Below are 17,213 nucleotides of genomic sequence, written 5' to 3'. Positions count from 1 at the left end.
GTAGGGGACCGAGGGTCTGCGGTTGGGTTCGGTGTGGGGTGGGGCAGCGGTCTGCGAGTCGGGTCGCGGCGGTGGTGGGTCGTGGCGCCATTCAAGGTCGGCAGGGGCGCTGTGAAGGGCGAGGTCCGCCAGGGTGTTGTGTCGGGCGAGGTCCGCCGGGGCGTTGTGCCGGGATCGTGCGGTGATGTCGCGGTGAGCGGTCTGCGGGTGTCCGCGGTGCGGGTGCGCTGTAGGTGGCGGCGGGAGTCCGGCCGCGTACGCTCTGGTCGTGGCCAGATTCCTCGACGTGCATCCCGACAATCCGCAGCCGCGGCTGCTGCAGCAGGTTGTCACGGTGTTGCGGGATGACGGGTTGATCGCGTACCCGACGGATTCCTGCTTTGCGCTGGGGTGCCAGCTGGGCAGTCGGCCGGGGCTGGAGCGGATCCGGGACATCCGGAAGCTGGATGACCGGCACCACTTCACGCTGATGTGCCGGGACTTCGCGCAGCTGGGGCAGTTCGTGCAGATCAGCAACTCGGTGTTCCGGCTGGTGAAGGGGGTGACGCCGGGCAGTTACACGTTCATCCTGCCGGCGAGCCCCGAGGTGCCGCGGCGGTTGCTGCACCCCAAGAAGCGGACTGTGGGGGTGCGCATCCCGGAGCACACGGTCACGCAGGCGCTGCTGGCGGAGCTCGGCGAGCCGCTGCTGTCCAGCACGCTACTGCTGCCGGACCAGGACGAGCCGATGACCCAGGGATGGGAGATCAAGGAGCTGCTCGACCACCAAGTCGATGCGGTCATCGACGGCGAGTGCGGTGTCGAGCCGACGACCGTCGTGGACCTGTCCGGCGACGAGCCCGAGATCCTGCGGGTCGGCGCCGGCGATCCAAGTCGCTTCGAGTAGGTCGCGGCGGGCGAGGGCGTCGAGTCGGGGATTCTGCGGGTCGGCGCTGGCGATCCAGGCCGTCGCGGGCGGGTCGCGGGCGGGTGGGTCGCGGTGGTGGGCAGCCGACTGGAGGCCGCCGGGCGATTGCCCGGCGGGCGGGTGCTGCGGGCCTGGAGTGAGGGCCCTGCGGGTAAGGGTTACAGGCTCGGCATGGTGCCGCGGGGTGGGGTCTGGCAGTAGTGCTGCGGAGTGGGGATTGCGGCCCTGGCGCAAGTCCTGCGGCCCTGGCGTGGGGTCCTGCGGGACGTGGCGTGGGGTCCTGCGGGACGTGGCGTGGGGTCCTGCGGGACGTGGCGTGGGGTCCTGCGGACGTGGCGTGGGGTCCTGCGGACGTGGCGTGGGGTCCTGCGGACGTGGCGTGGGGTCCTGCGGACGTGGCGTGTGCTCGGACGTGGCGTGGGTGCGGCTGGGAGGGCTTGGGCCTGATGGGCGCTCTGCAGGTGGGGTGCTGCGAGTGTGGCATGGGTGCCGCGGGTGGGCGCTGGGGCGGTGGCGTGGAGTGCCGCGGGTGGAGACGCTGGGGGCGTGGCGTGGATGCTGCGGGATTGACGGGTCGATCACGCTGCTCGGCGACCTCGCGTAGGGCACGGCGCCCGAGTGGCGGTTGTGGGTCTGGCATGGGCGATGTGGGAGGAGGGGCTGCGGACCTGGCTTGTGGGTGCTGTGGGTAAGAGGTTGTGGGCCTGGCGGTGGGGTCGGTCGGTGGGAGAGGTTGCGGGGCTGGCGGTGGGAGTGGTCGGTGGGAGGTTGTGGGCTGGTGGGTGCTGTGGGGGTGAGGGGCTGCTGGTTGCGGGGAGCGGTGTTCGAAGGATGGGAGGGGTGTGCGGTGTTGCATCACGTTGAGGTTTGGGTGCCGGATCTGGGGCGGGCGGTGCGGAGTTGGGGGTGGTTGCTGGAAGAGCTTGGGTGGGAGGTGTACCAGGAGTGGGCGGTCGGGCGGAGTTGGCGGTTCGAGCGGACGTACATCGTCTTCGAGCAGTCGCCGGGGTTGACGGGGGAGAAGCATGAGCGGTGCCGGCCTGGGGTGAACCATCTGGCGTTGTGGGTGGACGGGCGGGAGCGGGTGGAGGCGATCGTCGCCGAAGCGGGGGCGCACGGGTGGGTGTTGATGTTTCCCGAGCGGCATCCGTATGCGGGTGGGGCTGGACACTACGCGGCGTATCTCGAGGATGCGGACGGGTTTGAGGTGGAGCTCGTCAGCGGTCGGTGAACTGTCGGGGACCCGACAGTTGCGGGTGGTGGAAAGCGCTGCACGAAAAGAAGAACGGCGCTAGCAGTATTGGTCGGAAAATGGCTGACCATTTTTGGTTTATCGCCCGTTCGGCCAGGTGCGGCGGCATACTTGAACCGTTCGCAAGGATGGCGGAGTTGCCGGACCCGCTTGCGATCAATCCCCTTTCTGAACGTCGCCGCCGCCGAATGCAGTCGGGTGGCGGTTCAACCGTGTCAATCGGCGCCGAATGCGTGATTGGAAGCAAACAAATGACCCTGCTGGAATCCATCGGATCGAATGCGCAAGGCAATGACGAGCAGGAGCAGCGCAGGCTGAGCCTGAGCACCGGTGCGGCGCGGAACCTCGCGACGACCACCAAGTCGGTGCCGCAGATGCAGGAGATCACCTCGCGGTGGCTGCTGAAGATGCTGCCCTGGGTGCAGGCGGGCGGCGGCGCGTACCGGGTCAACCGCCGGCTCAGCTACGCGGTCGGCGACGGGCGGGTCACGTTCGTGTCCACCGGCTCGCAGGTGCAGGTCATCCCGCAGGAGCTGGGCGAGCTGCCGGCGCTGCGCGGGTTCGAGGACGTCAACGCGCTGCGGAGCCTCGCGGACCGGTTCGTGCAGCAGGAGTTCGCGCCCGGGGACGTGATCGTCACCAAGGGGCAGCCGGCGGACCGGGTGTTCCTCATCGCGCACGGGAAGATCAACAAGATCGGCGCGGGGGAGTACGGCGACGAGACCGTCCTCGGGGTCATGGCCGACGGCGACTACTTCGGCGCCGAGGTCCTCACCGGCGGCGCGACGAACTGGGAGTTCACCGCCAAGGCGCTGACCAGCTGCACCGTGCTCGCGCTGTCGTGGCAGGCGATGCAGCAGCTCAACGGGCAGGCCGACGCGCTGCGCGAGCACATCCGCCGGATGCGGGACCAGCCGCAGAAGCCGCAGAACAAGCACGGCGAGGCCGCCATCGAGATGGCCTCGGGGCATGACGGCGAGCCGGTCCTGCCCGGCACGTACGTCGACTACGAGGCGTCGCCGCGGGAGTACGAGCTCAGCGTCGCGCAGACCGTCCTGCGCGTGCACACCCGTGTCGCGGACCTCTACAACAAGCCGATGGACCAGGTCGAGCAGCAGCTGCGGCTGACGATCGAGGCGCTGCGCGAGCGGCAGGAGCACGAGCTGGTCAACAACCGCGACTTCGGCCTGCTCCACAACGCGGCGTACGACCAGCGCATCTACACCCGCACCGGCCCGCCGACCCCGGACGACATGGACGAGCTGCTGTCGCTGGTGTGGAAGGAGCCGACGTTCTTCCTCGCCCACCCGCGCGCGATCGCCGCGTTCGGCCGTGAGTGCAGCCGCCGCGGCGTCTACCCCGGCAACATCGACTTCGGCGGGCACCGGGTCCCGGCGTGGCGCGGCGTGCCGATCTTCCCGAGCAATAAGATCGAGGTCAGCGACACCCGCACCACGTCCATCATGTTGATGCGCGTCGGCGAGCAGCAGCAGGGTGTCATCGGCCTGCACCAGACCGGCATTCCCGACGAGTACGAGCCCGGCCTTTCGGTGCGTTTCATGGGCATCAGCGAGCAGGCCATCATTTCGTATCTGGTGAGCGCCTACTATTCCGCCGCGGTGTTGGTGCCGGACGCCCTCGGCATTCTCGAGAATGTGGAAATCGGGCGGGAGAACTGACGTCGTGCAAACCGAGGAAGAGGTTCGGCGCAGCCTCGGTACCCGCGCCGCACGTACCATTGCGACCACCACCAAATCCGTCCCGCAGATGCAGGGCGTCTCGCCCCGCTGGCTGCTGCGGATGCTCCCGTGGGTCGAGGCCGAGGGCGGCACGTACCGCGTCAACCGCAGGCTCACCTACACCGTCGGCGACGGCCGGGTCACGTTCACCAACCAGGGCGCCGACGTGAAGGTGATCCCGCAGGAGCTGCGCGAGCTGCCGGCGCTGCGCGAGTTCCCGGACGACTCGGTCCTGCACCAGATGGCCGAGCGGTTCGAGCAGCTGGAGCTCGGCCCCGACGAGACGGTCGTGACCGCCGGGCAGCCCGCCGACCGGGTGTACCTGCTGGTCAGGGGCAAGGTCCGGCAGCTCGGCGTCGGCGAGTACGGCGACGAGACCCTCCTCGGCGTGCTCACCGACGGCGACTTCTTCGGCGACGGCGTCTTCGAGGGCACGCACCACAGCTGGGGCTTCACGATCCGCACCGGCACCCCGACGACGCTGCTCGCGCTGCGCCGGCAGGAGATCGACCGGTTCAGCGACACGATCGGCGCGCACATCACGAAATATCAGCAAAAAGCGGGCAAAAAGCAGAACAAGCACGGCGAAGCGGCGATCGACCTGGCGGCCGGGCACGAGGGCGAGCCGGTCCTGCCGGGCACCTTCGTCGACTACGAGACCACGCCGCGCGCGTACGAGCTCAGTGTCGCCCAGACGATCCTGCGCCTCCATACGCGCGTCGCGGACCTCTACAACCAGCCGATGAACCAGTTCGAGCAGCAGCTGCGGCTGACGATCGAGGCGCTGCGCGAGCGGCAGGAGCACGAGCTGATCAACAACCGCGACTTCGGGCTGCTCCACAACGCCGACCTGAAGCAGCGCATCGCCACCCGCACCGGCCCGCCGACCCCCGACGACCTCGACGAGCTGCTCTCCAGGCGGCGCAAGTCGCGGCTGCTGCTCGCCCACCCGAAGGCGATCGCCGCGTTCGGCCGGCAGTGCAACAGCCGCGGCCTGTACCCGCCGACGATCGCCCTCGAGAACCGCCAGGTCCAGTCGTGGCGAGGGGTACCGCTGCTGCCGTGCGACAAGATCCCGATCAGCGACCGGGGGACCAGCTCGATCCTGGTCCTGCGGACCGGCGCCGACGACCAGGGCGTGATCGGGCTGCGCCGCACGGGCATCCCCGACGAGGTCGAGCCGGGGCTCAACGTGCGGTTCATGGGCATCGACGAGCACGCGGTCAGCTCGTACCTCGTCAGCACGTACTACTCCGCAGCCGTGCTCGTCCCGGACGCGCTCGGCATCCTCGAACACGTCGAGATCGGAGGCTGACCGGATGGTCGCCGCCCACGTCGTCAGTCCCAGCGCCATCCAGCCCAGATCCGCGGGCGCGGTCCTCGCGCAGAGCCGGGACGCCGTCATACCGGCGTTGCGCGCCGCCGTCGACACGTTGCCGGCGTCGATGCGGCACGTCGCGGGGTACCACTTCGGCTGGTGGGACGAGCACGGCCGGCCCGTCGACGCGGACCCCGGCAAGGCGCTGCGGCCCGCGCTGGTGCTGCTCAGCGCGGCCGCCGTCGGCCGCGCCGGCCGGGCCGTGACGGGCGCCGTCGCCGTCGAGCTGGTGCACAACTTCTCGCTCCTGCACGACGACGTCATGGACGGCGACGCCACCCGCCGGCACCGGCCGACGGCGTGGAGCGTGTTCGGCACCAGCGCCGCGATCCTCGCCGGCGACGCGCTGCTCACCCTCGCGATGGACACGCTGCTCGCGAGCGGGCACCCGGCCGCGACCAGGGCCACCGGCATGCTCGGCGCCGCGGTACAGCGGCTCATCGACGGCCAGAGCGCGGACCTCGACTTCGAGCGCCGCGCGGACGTCGACGTCGAGGCGTGCCTGGCCATGGCGCAGGCGAAGACCGGGGCGCTGCTGGGCTCGGCGTGCGCGATCGGCGCCCTGCTCGGCGGCGGCGGGCCCGCGCAGGTGCTGCGGCTGGCGCAGTTCGGCGAGGACCTGGGCCTGGCGTTCCAGTTCGCCGACGACCTGCTCGGCATCTGGGGCGACCCGGCGACGACCGGGAAGCCGGTCCACTCGGACCTCCGCAGCCGCAAGAAGTCCCTGCCGGTGGTCGCTGCCCTGACCTCCGGCACCCCGGCCGGCCTGGAGCTCGCGGCGTTCTACACGGGCGCCGGCGCGCTGCCGGAGTCCCAGGTCGGCCGGGCCGCGACCCTCGTGGAGGCGGCCGGGGCGCGGATGTGGAGCCAGGCGCAGGCCGACCAGCTCCTCGTCCGTGCCCTCGACGCCCTCGCCGCCGCCGAGGCCGACCCGCTCGTCGAGGCGGAGCTGTGCGAGCTCGCCCGGTTCGCGACGCGGCGGGACCGGTGACGGTGGCGGCGCTGCGACGGACGGTCCTGCTGGCCGCCCCGAGGTCCTTCTGCGCGGGCGTCGAGCGGGCGATCGAGGTTGTGGAGCGGGTCCTCGACGCTGCCGATCGTCCGGTGTACGTGCGGAAGCAGATCGTCCACAACCGTCATGTCGTGGCCGATCTGGAAACCCGGGGCGCCGTCTTCGTCGAGGAGCTCGACGAGGTGCCGGACGGGGCGACCGTCGTGTTCTCCGCGCACGGCGTCGCCCCGCAGGTCAGGGCCGAGGCCGAGGCCAGGTCGCTGCGCGTGGTCGACGCGACCTGCCCGCTCGTCACCAAGGTCCACGCCGAGGCCCGCCGGTTCGCTGCCCGAGGCGACACGGTCGTGCTCGTCGGGCACGCCGGCCACGAGGAGGTCGACGGGACCCTCGGCGAGGCCCCCGAGCGGACGGTCCTCGTCGAGTCCGCCGGCGACGTCGCGCGGCTGCGGGTCGAGGATCCGTCGCGGGTGTCGTACCTGACGCAGACCACGCTCGCCGCGGACGAGGTCGGCGAGGTGGTCGACGCGCTGCGCGCACGGTTCCCGGCCCTGCGGGGGCCCGGATCCGACGACATCTGCTACGCCACGACCAACCGGCAGGAGGCGGTGGCGGCGGTCGCCCGCGACGCCGACCTGGTCCTGGTCGTCGGCTCCGCGAACTCGTCCAACTCGCTCCGCCTGGTCGAGCTGGCCCGCCGCCTCGGCACGCCCGCCCACCTCATCGACGACGCGTCGGAGATCGACCCGGCGTGGCTGGCCGGAGCCCGCGTCATCGGCCTGTCCGCGGGCGCCTCGGCCCCGCCGCACCTGGTCGACGAGGTCATCGCCGCCCTGCGCGCCCTCGGCCCGCTGACCGTCGAGGAGCGCCGCGTCGCCGTGGAGCGGCTGCAGTTCTCCCTCCCGTCGACGGTCCGCTCATGAACCGGCGGACGGCGGCCCGCACCGCCGCGGGCGAGGACCCGCGGCGGTGGACGGCGGCCGAGGGTCAGCGGCGGCGGCGGAACAGGCGGGTCATCGCCACCGCGGCGATCATGAACCCGGCGGCGACGGGGATGAACCGCCTGCCGACCGGTGACGACGCCGATGCCGGGACGGCGACGGGCTCGGCGGGGCGCACGTTGGACCGGTGGGCCGGTGTGGAGGGCGGCGGGGGCACGGAGGAGGGCGGGGCGGGGGTTGCCTTGCGCACCTGGGGCCGCGGCGGCGCCATCGTCACCACCGGGGCCGGCACCTCCGCTGCCGCGGGAGAAGGCGAGGGCACCGGCCGGCGCGTCGGTGTGGGCGACGGCACCACCGGATCCGGCTCGCCGGCGACGGCCGGGGGAGGCGGGACCGGGCACGCCGTGGCGTCCGACGACGCGACCGAGCCGAGGTCCGCGAGCTTCACCGCCCGCGACGGGTCCGACAGCGGGATCCGGAACAGGGCGCTGCCACCCGGCGCGTGCCCCGTCCCCGGACCCGCGCCCGGGCCGGACGCCTGGTTGAACAGCGCGGTCACCGTGCCGTCCGGGTGCAGGGCCACGCCGCCGTACGCGGACCGGCCCGGCAGCACCGCCGGCAGCGGCGTGAACGACACCCGCGAGCCCAGCCGCACGAGCTGCGCCCGGCCGCCGCGGGCCGCGACCGTGAGCAGGTCACCGCTGGACGGCTCGACCGCCCAGTCCCCGGCGTACGGCAGCGACGGCAGCGGACGCGACGGCAGCGGACGCGACGGCAGCAGCCGGGGCGCGCCCGGTGAGAGCTGCACGGGCCGCACCGAGGACGCCGTCCCGACCAGCAGCCGGACGACACCGCCGGCGGCGACGACCGTGCCGCCGTACGCGTCGGCGAGCGGGTGTCCGGACGCGCGCCGGGTGCCGGGGACCGCGCCCAGGTCGGTGACGCGGCCGTCGCCGCCGATGCGCACCACGTGCGGACCGGCGCGCAGCTTCCGCCCGGCGCGGGCCGTGGCGAGGGCGAAGAGCGTGCCGTCGCCGGTGCAGCCGATGGCGTTGACCGCGTACCCGAGCGGCGTGCGGGCCACGGTGCCGCCGGCGGTGACCCGGTGCAGCGTCGAACCGGCGTCGCCGGGCCCCCGCGACACCCACACGAGCCCCTCGGGCAGCGCAGTCGCGGGCGCACCGGCCGCCGGAGGTGCCGGCAGTGCGGCCCAGCACGTCAGGAGCGCGGCGCCGGCCGTACACCAGCGGAAACGACGCATCGCAACCTTCTCCCCAAATGCCGTGAAACGCAAAAATCACCCTAGCCGAGGGAGGGGTCGGTGAACGCCGAGATCCTGATCGGCGGCCTGATCGTCACGGTCGTCGCGGTGGCGGTCGCGCTCGCCGCAGGCCTTGCGGTGCAACGGTTCGTGCCGGTGGAGGACCGGCAGGAGAACAACGACGTGGCCGGCATCGCATTCGCGATCATCGGTGTCCTGTACGCCATCCTCATGACGTTCGTGATCGTGAGCGTCTGGGAGGCGGGCGACGGCGCGCAGGACAGCAGCCGCGCCGAGGCCCGCGCCGTCGTCGACCTCAACCACTACGCCGACACGCTGCCCGCCGCCGAAGGCGCCGCGATGCGGGAGCTGACCGGGGAGTACATCCACATCGTCGAGCAGCAGGAGTGGCCGGCGATGGCGGGCGGGCAGCCGGTCGGCAGGGCGGGCAGCGCCGTGATCTCCAAGCTCTGGAAGTGCGTCGACGCGCCGCTGCCCGACGGCGCCGACGCCGCCGCGAACCGGCAGTCCGAGGCCCGCGCCGACCTGCGCGCCCTCACCCTCAACCGGGACGCCCGCCTCGCCGCCGCCGACGCGGGCCTGCCGAAGGTCATGTGGCTCGCCCTGATCGTCGGCGACGTGCTCACCCTCGCCAACGCCCTGATGTTCGGGGTCAAGGGCAGCGGCGAGTACCTCACGATCATCGCCCTGCTCGCCGCCATGTCGGCGCTGATGCTCTTCGCGGTCTACGAGCTGGAGTTCCCGTTCCAGCGCGGCGAGAGCGTCACCGTCGACGTGTTCACCGATGTCGTCGACGACGGCACAGCACGATAGGACAACAGTGAGCCCGTTTACGCTTCCCGACTTCTACCAGCCGTACCCGGCCCGCCTGAACCCGAACCTGGAGGGCGCCCGCACGCACACCAAGGCGTGGGCGCGCGAGATGGGCATGGTGGAGGGCTCCGGCATCTGGGACGAGCGCGACCTGGACGACCACGACTACGCGCTGCTGTGCGCCTACACGCACCCGGAGGCGTCGGCGGCCGCGCTCGACCTGGTCACCGACTGGTACGTGTGGGTGTTCTTCTTCGACGACCACTTCCTCGACGTCTTCAAGCGCACCCAGGACATGCGCGGGGCGGAGGCCTACCTGGAGCGGCTGCGGCTGTTCATGCCGCTGCACGGCGCCGTCGTCGACGAGCCCACGAACCCGGTCGAGAAGGGGCTGAAGGAGCTGTGGGAGCGCACCGTGCCGGCGATGTCCGCCGACTGGCGGGAGCGTTTCGTGCACAGCACCCGCAACCTGCTCGACGAGTCGCTGTGGGAGCTGGCGAACATCAACGCCGGCCGCGTCTCCAACCCCATCGAGTACATCGAGATGCGGCGCAAGGTCGGTGGCGCGCCCTGGTCGGCGAACCTCGTCGAGTTCGCCGCGGGCGCGGAGATCCCGGCGCGCGTCGCGCACAGCCGGCCGCTGCGGGTCCTCAAGGACACCTTCGCCGACGGGGTGCACCTGCGCAACGACCTCTTCTCGTACGAGCGCGAAACGCAGCAGGAGGGTGAGCTGGCCAACTGCGTGCTGGTCCTGGAGCGCTTCCTCGGCTACGCGCCGCAGGAGGCCGCCGACGCCGTCAACAGCATCCTGACGTCGCGCCTGCAGCAGTTCGAGCACACGGTGCTGACCGAGCTGGAGCCGCTCTTCGCCGAGCACGCCCTGGACCCGGTCGAGCGGCTGCGGGTCCTCAAGTACGCCCAGGGGCTGCAGGACTGGCAGGCGGGCGGGCACGAGTGGCACCTGCGCTCCAGCCGGTACATGAACGCCGACGTCCGGCCGACGGGGCAGTTCACGCTGGGCGGGCCGATGGGGATCGGCACGTCCGCGGCGCGGCTGGGCCTGTTCGCGCGGGCCCGTCAGTACGACGTCCGCCCGGCCCGCACTACCGGCCCGCTGCCGGTGCCCGAGCTGTACATGCCGTACGTCTCGCGGCAGAACGGTCACCTGGAGCCGGCCCGTCGCAGCGTCATCGAGTGGTCCCGCGCGATGGGCTTCTTCGATGCGGTGCCGCGGCCGGGTTCCTCGTCGTCGGTGTGGACGGAGCGGAAGCTGGCCGGCTACGACTTCGCGGTCTGCGCCGGCGCGCTCAACCCCGACGGCACCGCGGCGGAGCTGGAGCTGGGCACGCAATGGCTCAGCTGGGGCACGTACGGCGACGACTGGTTCCCGCAGGTCTACGGGCCCACCGGCGACCTGACCGGGGCCCGCGCGATGGTGGCCCGACTGAAGTCCCTCATGCCTCTGGATCTGGTTTCCGCGTCGGTACCGGTGAGCCCGCTCGAACGGGGCCTCGCCGACCTGTGGCCCCGGACCGCCGGCCCCATGGGCGCCGCGCACCGGGAGGAGTTCCGCGCGGCCGTGGACGTCATGCTGGACAGCTGGGTGTGGGAGCTGCAGAACCAGCACGAGCGGCGCATCCCCGACCCCGTCGACTACATCGAGATGCGCCGGCGCACGTTCGGCTCCGACCTGACGATGAGCCTGGCCCGCTTCCGCCAGGGCCGCCAGGTCCCGCCGGACGTCTACGGCACCCGCCCGATCCAGAACCTCGAGGCCGCCGCCAGCGACTACGCCTGCTTCGTCAACGACCTGTTCTCGTACCAGAAGGAGATCGAGTTCGAGGGCGAGCTGCACAACATGGTCCTCGTCGTCGAGAACTTCCTCGACGTCTCCCGCGACCAGGCCGCGCTCGTCGTCCGCGACCTGATGACGGCCCGCATGCAGCAGTTCGAGCGGATTGTCGCGGTCGAGCTGCCCGCCCTCTACGAGCACCTCCACCTCCCCGAGGCCGCCCGCGCCGGCATCGACACCTACGTCGTCCAGCTGCAGAACTGGATGTCAGGCATCATCGCCTGGCACGAGGCCACCGACCGCTACCCCGAGTCCGCCCTCCTGCGCACCGAGGACCCAGCCCCGGCATTGGCGACCACCATCCGCATCCCCACCGCCCCGAAGGGCTTCTCCTTCCAGCGCCCCGTTGCGACCACCGGAGGATCGGCCTAGTACGGCAGCCGTCATTCGTGATCAGGTGACGGGAGCTTGCCACTGGACCTCGACTGGCTAGTCGAGTTGTCGTGCGCTTGCCAGATTGCCGACCTTCTCGACCAGGGTCACGGGTATCAGGAAGGCTATGTCCCACGCCTCGGCGTCGTGTCCGACCAACACCGTCGCGATCTCGGGGTCTGCCCCCTCGCTGGGAGCAGCCCAGAAGACCTTGCCGCCGGCGCTTGTTCCAGCCGCGATCGACTTACGCTGGTTCCACGCGGCGGCTCGAACGCCGCGAAGCTTGGCCAGGTCCTCGAAGGTTGCCCAGACGTTCAGTTCCCAGTCGTCACCGCCTTGGAGCTTCAGCACCACCTCGTGCGGTGGACCCGCGGCGCCCATTGTCACGTCAATGACCGGTTGCATGTAGCGATCTTAAGCCGGGAAGCGGCGCGCCAGATCGGCATCCGCTTCGCGGTGCGAGCGGCCGGACATGTACGGATCCGCCATTCGTGATCATGGCTGGAGTTCGAGGTTGAAGCGGCGGACGTAGTGGCCTCTTCTGGCTCGTGCTTGGTGGCTGCGTCGCCAGTTTGACCAGCGCAGATGGTGGGTGATGGTGCGGGTTGGCCGTTTCAGCAGGACGTTGATCAGGCGGCGGATCTCGTTGACGGTCAGCGCGATCATGTCCGGCTGAGCGTGGTGGTCTGGGGTTCGGGCGTCGGCGGCGCAGATCTCGAGGATGGCGAGGGCGGCCAGGGCGAGGGTGGTGAACCGGTGCCAGGACGTCCAGCGGCGAACCTGGTGCTGGTCAAGCCCGACCTGGCCCTTTCCAGCCTGGAACGACTCTTCCACGATCCAGCGAACGCTGGCGACTCGCACGAGTTGGGCGAGGGTGACCGGCCGGGGTGCCCAGCAGCGGTAGAAGGCCAGCTCACCGGTGGTGTTGTTCCGGCGGATCAGCAGACTGTGCCGGCCGTCGTCACCGGGGTCGCCGTCAGCCCCCACGCCGGCCAGCCAGGCCCAGTCGTAGAACCGTGGCCCTTTCGACCCGTCACCGGCGCTGCGCCGGGTCCACGCGGTGACGGGCAGGCCGGCAGCCAGCCAGTCAGCGCGTGGCCGTCCCCGTTCCCGCGGGATCCGAGGTCAACTCACGAATGGCGGCTGCCGTACTAGGGCGCGTATCGAAGTCGGCTACAGCCATTCTTGCGCCGGTTGGCGTCCTGGTCGGCCTTTGACGGGATCGTTGCTCTGATCCCGCGGCGTCGCAGGTAGCGGCGATTGCCGCGGGACGTGTACGCCGTGTCGCCCAGGACCCGATCCAGGCGGGTCCTGGGCCGGCCGCCGTGCAACCTGGGCACCCGGATACCGTCCAGCACGACAATGAACTGCGGACCGTCGCCGGACTGGAGGCGTGTGGCTGCCTTCTCTCCTTCGCTGGGGCGGTCAGGCGCGGTGGAGGCGGCGGACCGGGTGGATCAGGAGCAGGGCGGCGCAGACGCAGACGGTCACCGCGGTCGACAGGTACAGCAGGTCCAGCGGGGGGACGACGGTGGAGACGGGGCCGACCAGGGCCTGGCCGACCGCCACGCCGGAGACGGAGCCGGCGACCTCGTAGGCGGTGACGCGGTTGAGGACCTCGGGGGCGACGAGGGTCTGCACGCTGGTGGACCACATCACCGACCAGAAGGCCCATGAGACGCCGCCGAGGAGGTGGCCCGCGATCAGGAGCGGCAACGGTGGTTGCAGGGCGACCGACAGCGGGATGCAGGCGAAGCCGATCAGGCCGGCGGCGCCCGCGGCGAGCGGGCGGGCGGGGCGCAGGCGGATGGCGATGAGGCCGCCGAGGACGGTGCCGCAGCCGAGGCCCGCCATCGTCCAGCCGTACGCGGCGTCGCCGAGGCGGTCGCCGATCAGGCGGGAGCTGAGCGGGATGTACGGGCCGAACACGAACACGCCGAAGAACAGCCAGACCACGATGACCGACCACATCCAGCTGCGGGAGCGGAACTCGGTCCAGCCGCGGCGCAGGTCGTGCAGGACCGTCGAGCCGATGGTCCGGCCGGCGGCGCCGGTGGGCGTCCGGCCGATCAGGGCCAGGCACGCGCCGCTGAGCACGAAGGTCGCGGCGTCGACCGCGTAGACCGCGCCGGGGCCGGTCAGCGTCATCAGCAGGCCCGCGAGGACCGGGCCGCCGAGCTGCGTCGCCGCGTCGGCGATCTTGAGGGTACCGTTGGCGCGCTGCGGGTCCGTCGCGACGAGCGGGACCATGCCGTTGACGCCGGGCTGGAACATCGCGGCCGCCAGGCCGGCCAGGGCCGAGGTCGCCAGCAGGAGCCAGAGGGGCGGCGTACCGGCGAAGAACGCGATGGCGACCACACCCTGTGTAGCGGCGCGCACCACGTCGGCGCCCACCATCATCGTCCGTGCGCCGATCCGGTCGGAGAAGACGCCGCCGAACACCACGAAGAGCACGAACGGTGCCGTCCAGACGGCAAGAACGTACCCAACGCCCGACACGCCGTAGATCGCCCCGACGGCGAGCGCGGCGGCGACCGGCATCATCGCGTCGCCCAGCAGCGACACCACCCGCGCGCCGAAGTAGTACGTGAAGTCCCTGTTCCAAAGGGGTTTCGTGAGGACGGGCTCCGCCAGGACGGCGGTCATCGGTAGCACTCCATGATCACCCATTCTTGCCGCGGCGCCACGGGTGCACAGGCGTCCGGCGCGACATCATTGGGTACATTCGTGCCATGCGTCAGCGGGTGGTGGCCCTCCTCGGGCAAGGGCAGGAGCTGTACCCGGTGACCTGCGCGTCGGCCGTCTTCGGCGACCACGGGCCCGACATCCCGCGGCACTACGAGTTCGAGCTGTGCGCCGAGCACCCGGGCCCGGTCCGCACCACGATGGGCGTCGACATCGTCGTCGAGCGGGGGCTCGAGGCGCTGGACGACGCCGGGACGATCCTCATCGCCGGCTGCCCCTCCCCGTCGCTCACCCCCGCCACCTGCGACGCCGTCCTGGCCGCCCACACGCGGGGCGCCCGCATCGTGGCGGTGAGCTCCGGCATCAAGCTGCCGGCCCACCTCGGCCTGCTCGACGGCCGCACCGCCGCGGCGCACTGGGAGATCACCGGCTGGCTCGCCCGCAACTACCCGAAGGTCCGCGCCGACGACACCGTGCTCTACGTCGACCACGGCGACGTCGCGACCGCCGGCGCCACCGCCACCACGCTCGACCTGTGCCTCAACCAGGTCCGCCGCGAGCACGGCGCGGCCCTCGCGATGCGCATCGGCCGCCAGTTCGCCGCCGCCCCGCAGCGCGAGGGTCACCAGCGGCAGTTCCCGGCCCTGCCGACGACCGGCCCCGTCCCCGACTCCCTGGCGCCGCTGCTGGACTGGATCGCCGCCAACCTCGACCGCCCGCTCACCCTGGCCGACATGGCCACGAAGTCTGGGATGTCCGCCCGGACGCTCAACCGGCACTTCCACGAGCAGCTCGGCATCTCACCGGGCCGGTGGCTGCTCGACCGGCGCATCGCGAGCACCCGGGCGCTGCTCGAGGAGACCGACCTGCCCGTGGAGACGATCGCCGAGCGCGTCGGCCTCTCCTCGGCGGTCAACCTCCGCCGCCGCTTCCGCAGCGCCGTGAACACCACCCCGGCCGCGTACCGCCGCGCCTTCCGCTGACCTGCCTTACTCACACATGTGGGAGCTGTCAATGCCCCACCGCTGGTGGTTCGAGATATGAAAACCACTCCGAGACAGTTGGTGGCGGGCGGTGACGGTAGGAGGATGGCCTCGACACCAGCGAAAGTATCGGGGGATATCGCGTGTCTGCCTTTCGGATCATTGTGCCGGCGCTGACGTTGCGCGCCGAGAAGCCGCCGCAGTCGCCGTGGAGCTTCCGCGTCCCGTGATTTCTTGATCGACCTCCTGCCCTCTGTGTCGAGGTTCCGCTCACTGCTGCCCTGATGGCGGGCGGTGACGCGGTGTATTCACGTGCGCGAAAGGGCCTGACTGCATGCCAAGATTCGGCAATAACGCATTGATGTCTATCGATAGTGATGTATTAGATCTCTGCGGTATCGGGCTCGGGCCTTCGAACCTGAGCCTGGCCGCGCTGCTCGCACCGCTGGACGACGTGGAAAAGGTTTTCCTCGAGGCCCGGCCGTCATTCTCCTGGCACCCCGGGATGCTGCTGCCCGGTGCGCAGCTGCAGGTGTCGTTCCTGAAGGATCTGGTGACGACGGTGGACCCCACCAGTCGCTACTCGTTCCTGAACTTCCTCGCCCGGCACCAGCGCATGTACCGCTTCCTCATCGCCCGGCGCGACGCCCCGGTCACCAGGGAGGAGTTCCAGCAGTACTACGCCTGGGTGGCGCGGAGCCTGCCGTTCGTCCGGTTCGGACAGCGGGTCGGCGCGGTCGAGCACGACGGCGACAGCTTCGTCGTGCGGGTCGGCCAGCAGCAACAGGTCCGCGCCCGCAACCTCGTCGTCGGCGTCGGCCACCAGCCGTTCGTGCCCGCGTGCGCCACCGGGCTCGGGCCGCAGGTGATCCACGCCAGCGAGTTCGGCACGGCCGACCCGCCGTCGGCGGGCCGGCGCGTGGTCGTGGTGGGCGGCGGCCAGAGCGGCGCCGAGATCGTCGACCACCTGCTGGGCCGCGGCGACGAGCTGCCCGCACACATCACGTGGGTCGCCCGCCAGCACGGGTTCCTGCCGCTGGACGACTCCGCCTTCGCCAACGAGTGGTTCAACCCCCAGTTCGTCCACCAGTACTTCCAGCTGCCCGACCAGGTGCGCCGGCGGCTGCTGGAGCGGCAGCGCACCGCCAGCAACGGCATCTCCGAAGGACTGCTGGAGCGCATCTACCGCCGCCTCTACGAGGTCGACTACCTCAGCGCGGCACGGGTCGCGTATCGCCTGCGCACCTCGACCGAGCTCGTCGGGCTGACCAGGACGGGCCAGGGCCTGCGGGTCACGCTCGACGACCTGATCTCCCGGCAGCGCGAGACGCTCGACGCCGACCTGGTGGTCCTGGCGACGGGCTACCGGCACGTGGTGCCCGACTTCCTGCGGCCGCTGCTCGGCGCCGACGACCTCGCCGACGTCAAGACCAACCTGGACTACAGCGTGCGCTGGAAGGGCGCCGCGCTCGGCGCGATCTACCTGCAGAACGGGGCTGAGCACACGCACGGCATCGCCGATCCCAACCTCAGCCTGGGGCCGTGGCGCAGCGCCACCATCGTCAACAGCCTGCTGGGCCGCGAGGTCTACCGCACCGGCGCCGCGGAGTCCGCCCTCTGGCCGGCCGCCGGTGCCGCGGGCTCATCCGCAGACGGAAAGGACGCACCGTTGATCGTGTCACTGGCCAAGGAGCTGACGGAGCGCACCGACGAGGGCGACGAGCTGCACCTCATCGACCTGACGTCCGCCACCGACCTGCCCACCGCGCCGTTCCAGGCGTCCTGGTGGACGGTCAGCCCGGGCAGCGCGACCCAGGTGGACCGGCACGACGCCCACGAGATCTGGCTCGTCAGCGCCGGCGTGGGCCGCTTCACCTGCGGCGGCGAGACCGCCGAGGTCCACGGCGGAGACGTGCTGCGGATCCCGCCGGACACCGCACACCGCATCGAGAACCATGGCACCGAGGTGCTCAGCGTGTACTCCGTCTGGTGGGGCTGAG

Annotated in this window: 14 protein-coding genes and 1 pseudogene; 10 read left to right on the top strand and 5 right to left on the bottom strand. The window is 71.3% G+C overall.

Going from position 1 to position 17,213, the window contains the following annotated elements; translation table 11 throughout:
* Positions 1-268 precede the first annotated feature (268 nt).
* From ACQEVZ_RS53455 to ACQEVZ_RS53430, 6 genes are all read left to right on the top strand, one after another.
* Entirely contained in the window at positions 269-886 is a 618-nt protein-coding gene (locus ACQEVZ_RS53455) for an L-threonylcarbamoyladenylate synthase (RefSeq protein ID WP_344498200.1), read from the top strand.
* A gap of 799 nt (positions 887-1,685) precedes the next feature.
* Complete coding sequence (locus ACQEVZ_RS53450; RefSeq protein ID WP_433383425.1) at positions 1,686-2,138, top strand: VOC family protein; 453 nt, start codon at positions 1,686-1,688, stop codon at positions 2,136-2,138.
* Between the two features lie 272 nt (positions 2,139-2,410).
* Entirely contained in the window at positions 2,411-3,838 is a 1,428-nt protein-coding gene (locus ACQEVZ_RS53445; RefSeq protein ID WP_433383423.1) for a family 2B encapsulin nanocompartment shell protein, read from the top strand.
* A complete protein-coding gene (locus ACQEVZ_RS53440) occupies positions 3,813-5,213 on the top strand; it encodes a family 2B encapsulin nanocompartment shell protein (protein WP_433383421.1) in 1,401 nt (466 codons plus the stop codon). The genes ACQEVZ_RS53445 and ACQEVZ_RS53440 overlap by 26 nt, the downstream gene beginning before the upstream one ends.
* Before the next feature lie 4 nt (positions 5,214-5,217).
* Positions 5,218-6,267 carry a family 2 encapsulin nanocompartment cargo protein polyprenyl transferase gene (locus tag ACQEVZ_RS53435; RefSeq protein ID WP_433383419.1) on the top strand — a complete coding sequence of 350 codons (1,050 nt, stop codon included), beginning with the start codon at positions 5,218-5,220 and terminating at the stop codon, positions 6,265-6,267.
* Entirely contained in the window at positions 6,264-7,208 is a 945-nt protein-coding gene (locus ACQEVZ_RS53430; protein ID WP_433383418.1) for a 4-hydroxy-3-methylbut-2-enyl diphosphate reductase, read from the top strand. Before ACQEVZ_RS53435 ends, ACQEVZ_RS53430 begins: the two co-directional genes overlap by 4 nt.
* A 64-nt stretch (positions 7,209-7,272) precedes the next feature.
* Here ACQEVZ_RS53430 and ACQEVZ_RS53425 read toward each other — a convergent pair whose 3' ends face one another.
* A complete protein-coding gene (locus ACQEVZ_RS53425) occupies positions 7,273-8,487 on the bottom strand; it encodes a hypothetical protein (protein ID WP_433383416.1) in 1,215 nt (404 codons plus the stop codon).
* Positions 8,488-8,547: 60 nt separating this feature from the next.
* Here ACQEVZ_RS53425 and ACQEVZ_RS53420 point away from each other — a divergent pair, with 60 nt between their 5' ends.
* Positions 8,548-9,321, top strand: coding sequence for a hypothetical protein (locus ACQEVZ_RS53420; protein WP_433383414.1), 774 nt, complete (start codon positions 8,548-8,550; stop codon positions 9,319-9,321).
* A gap of 7 nt (positions 9,322-9,328) precedes the next feature.
* Positions 9,329-11,545: a terpene synthase family protein gene (locus tag ACQEVZ_RS53415; RefSeq protein WP_433383412.1), complete on the top strand. Its 2,217-nt coding sequence runs from the start codon at positions 9,329-9,331 to the stop codon at positions 11,543-11,545.
* 57 nt (positions 11,546-11,602) lie between these two features.
* Here the strand turns inward: ACQEVZ_RS53415 and ACQEVZ_RS53410 are convergent, their stop codons facing one another.
* From ACQEVZ_RS53410 to ACQEVZ_RS53395, 4 genes and pseudogenes are all read right to left on the bottom strand, one after another.
* Entirely contained in the window at positions 11,603-11,950 is a 348-nt protein-coding gene (locus ACQEVZ_RS53410; RefSeq protein ID WP_433383410.1) for a hypothetical protein, read from the bottom strand.
* 90 nt (positions 11,951-12,040) lie between these two features.
* Positions 12,041-12,532 (bottom strand): hypothetical protein, encoded by a 492-nt coding sequence (locus tag ACQEVZ_RS53405; RefSeq protein ID WP_433383408.1) that lies wholly within the window; start codon positions 12,530-12,532, stop codon positions 12,041-12,043.
* A gap of 191 nt (positions 12,533-12,723) precedes the next feature.
* Positions 12,724-12,933 (bottom strand): annotated as a pseudogene (locus ACQEVZ_RS53400) (IS5 family transposase); the annotation flags it as partial.
* 37 nt (positions 12,934-12,970) lie between these two features.
* Entirely contained in the window at positions 12,971-14,191 is a 1,221-nt protein-coding gene (locus tag ACQEVZ_RS53395; protein ID WP_433383406.1) for an MFS transporter, read from the bottom strand.
* Between the two features lie 86 nt (positions 14,192-14,277).
* Here ACQEVZ_RS53395 and ACQEVZ_RS53390 point away from each other — a divergent pair, with 86 nt between their 5' ends.
* Entirely contained in the window at positions 14,278-15,213 is a 936-nt protein-coding gene (locus ACQEVZ_RS53390) for a GlxA family transcriptional regulator (RefSeq protein ID WP_344498242.1), read from the top strand.
* Between the two features lie 361 nt (positions 15,214-15,574).
* The gene (locus ACQEVZ_RS53385) at positions 15,575-17,212 is read left to right on the top strand and encodes a SidA/IucD/PvdA family monooxygenase (RefSeq protein ID WP_433383404.1); all 1,638 of its coding nucleotides are present in this window, start codon (positions 15,575-15,577) and stop codon (positions 17,210-17,212) included.
* Position 17,213: the final 1 nt, after the last annotated feature.

The sequence above is a fragment of the Dactylosporangium sp. CA-152071 genome (assembly GCF_050936335.1).
GTDB classification, from domain to species: Bacteria; Actinomycetota; Actinomycetes; order Mycobacteriales; family Micromonosporaceae; genus Dactylosporangium; species Dactylosporangium maewongense.
The sequence above is the reverse complement of the archived record's forward strand: the minus strand, read 5'-3'. Positions and strand labels throughout refer to the sequence as shown.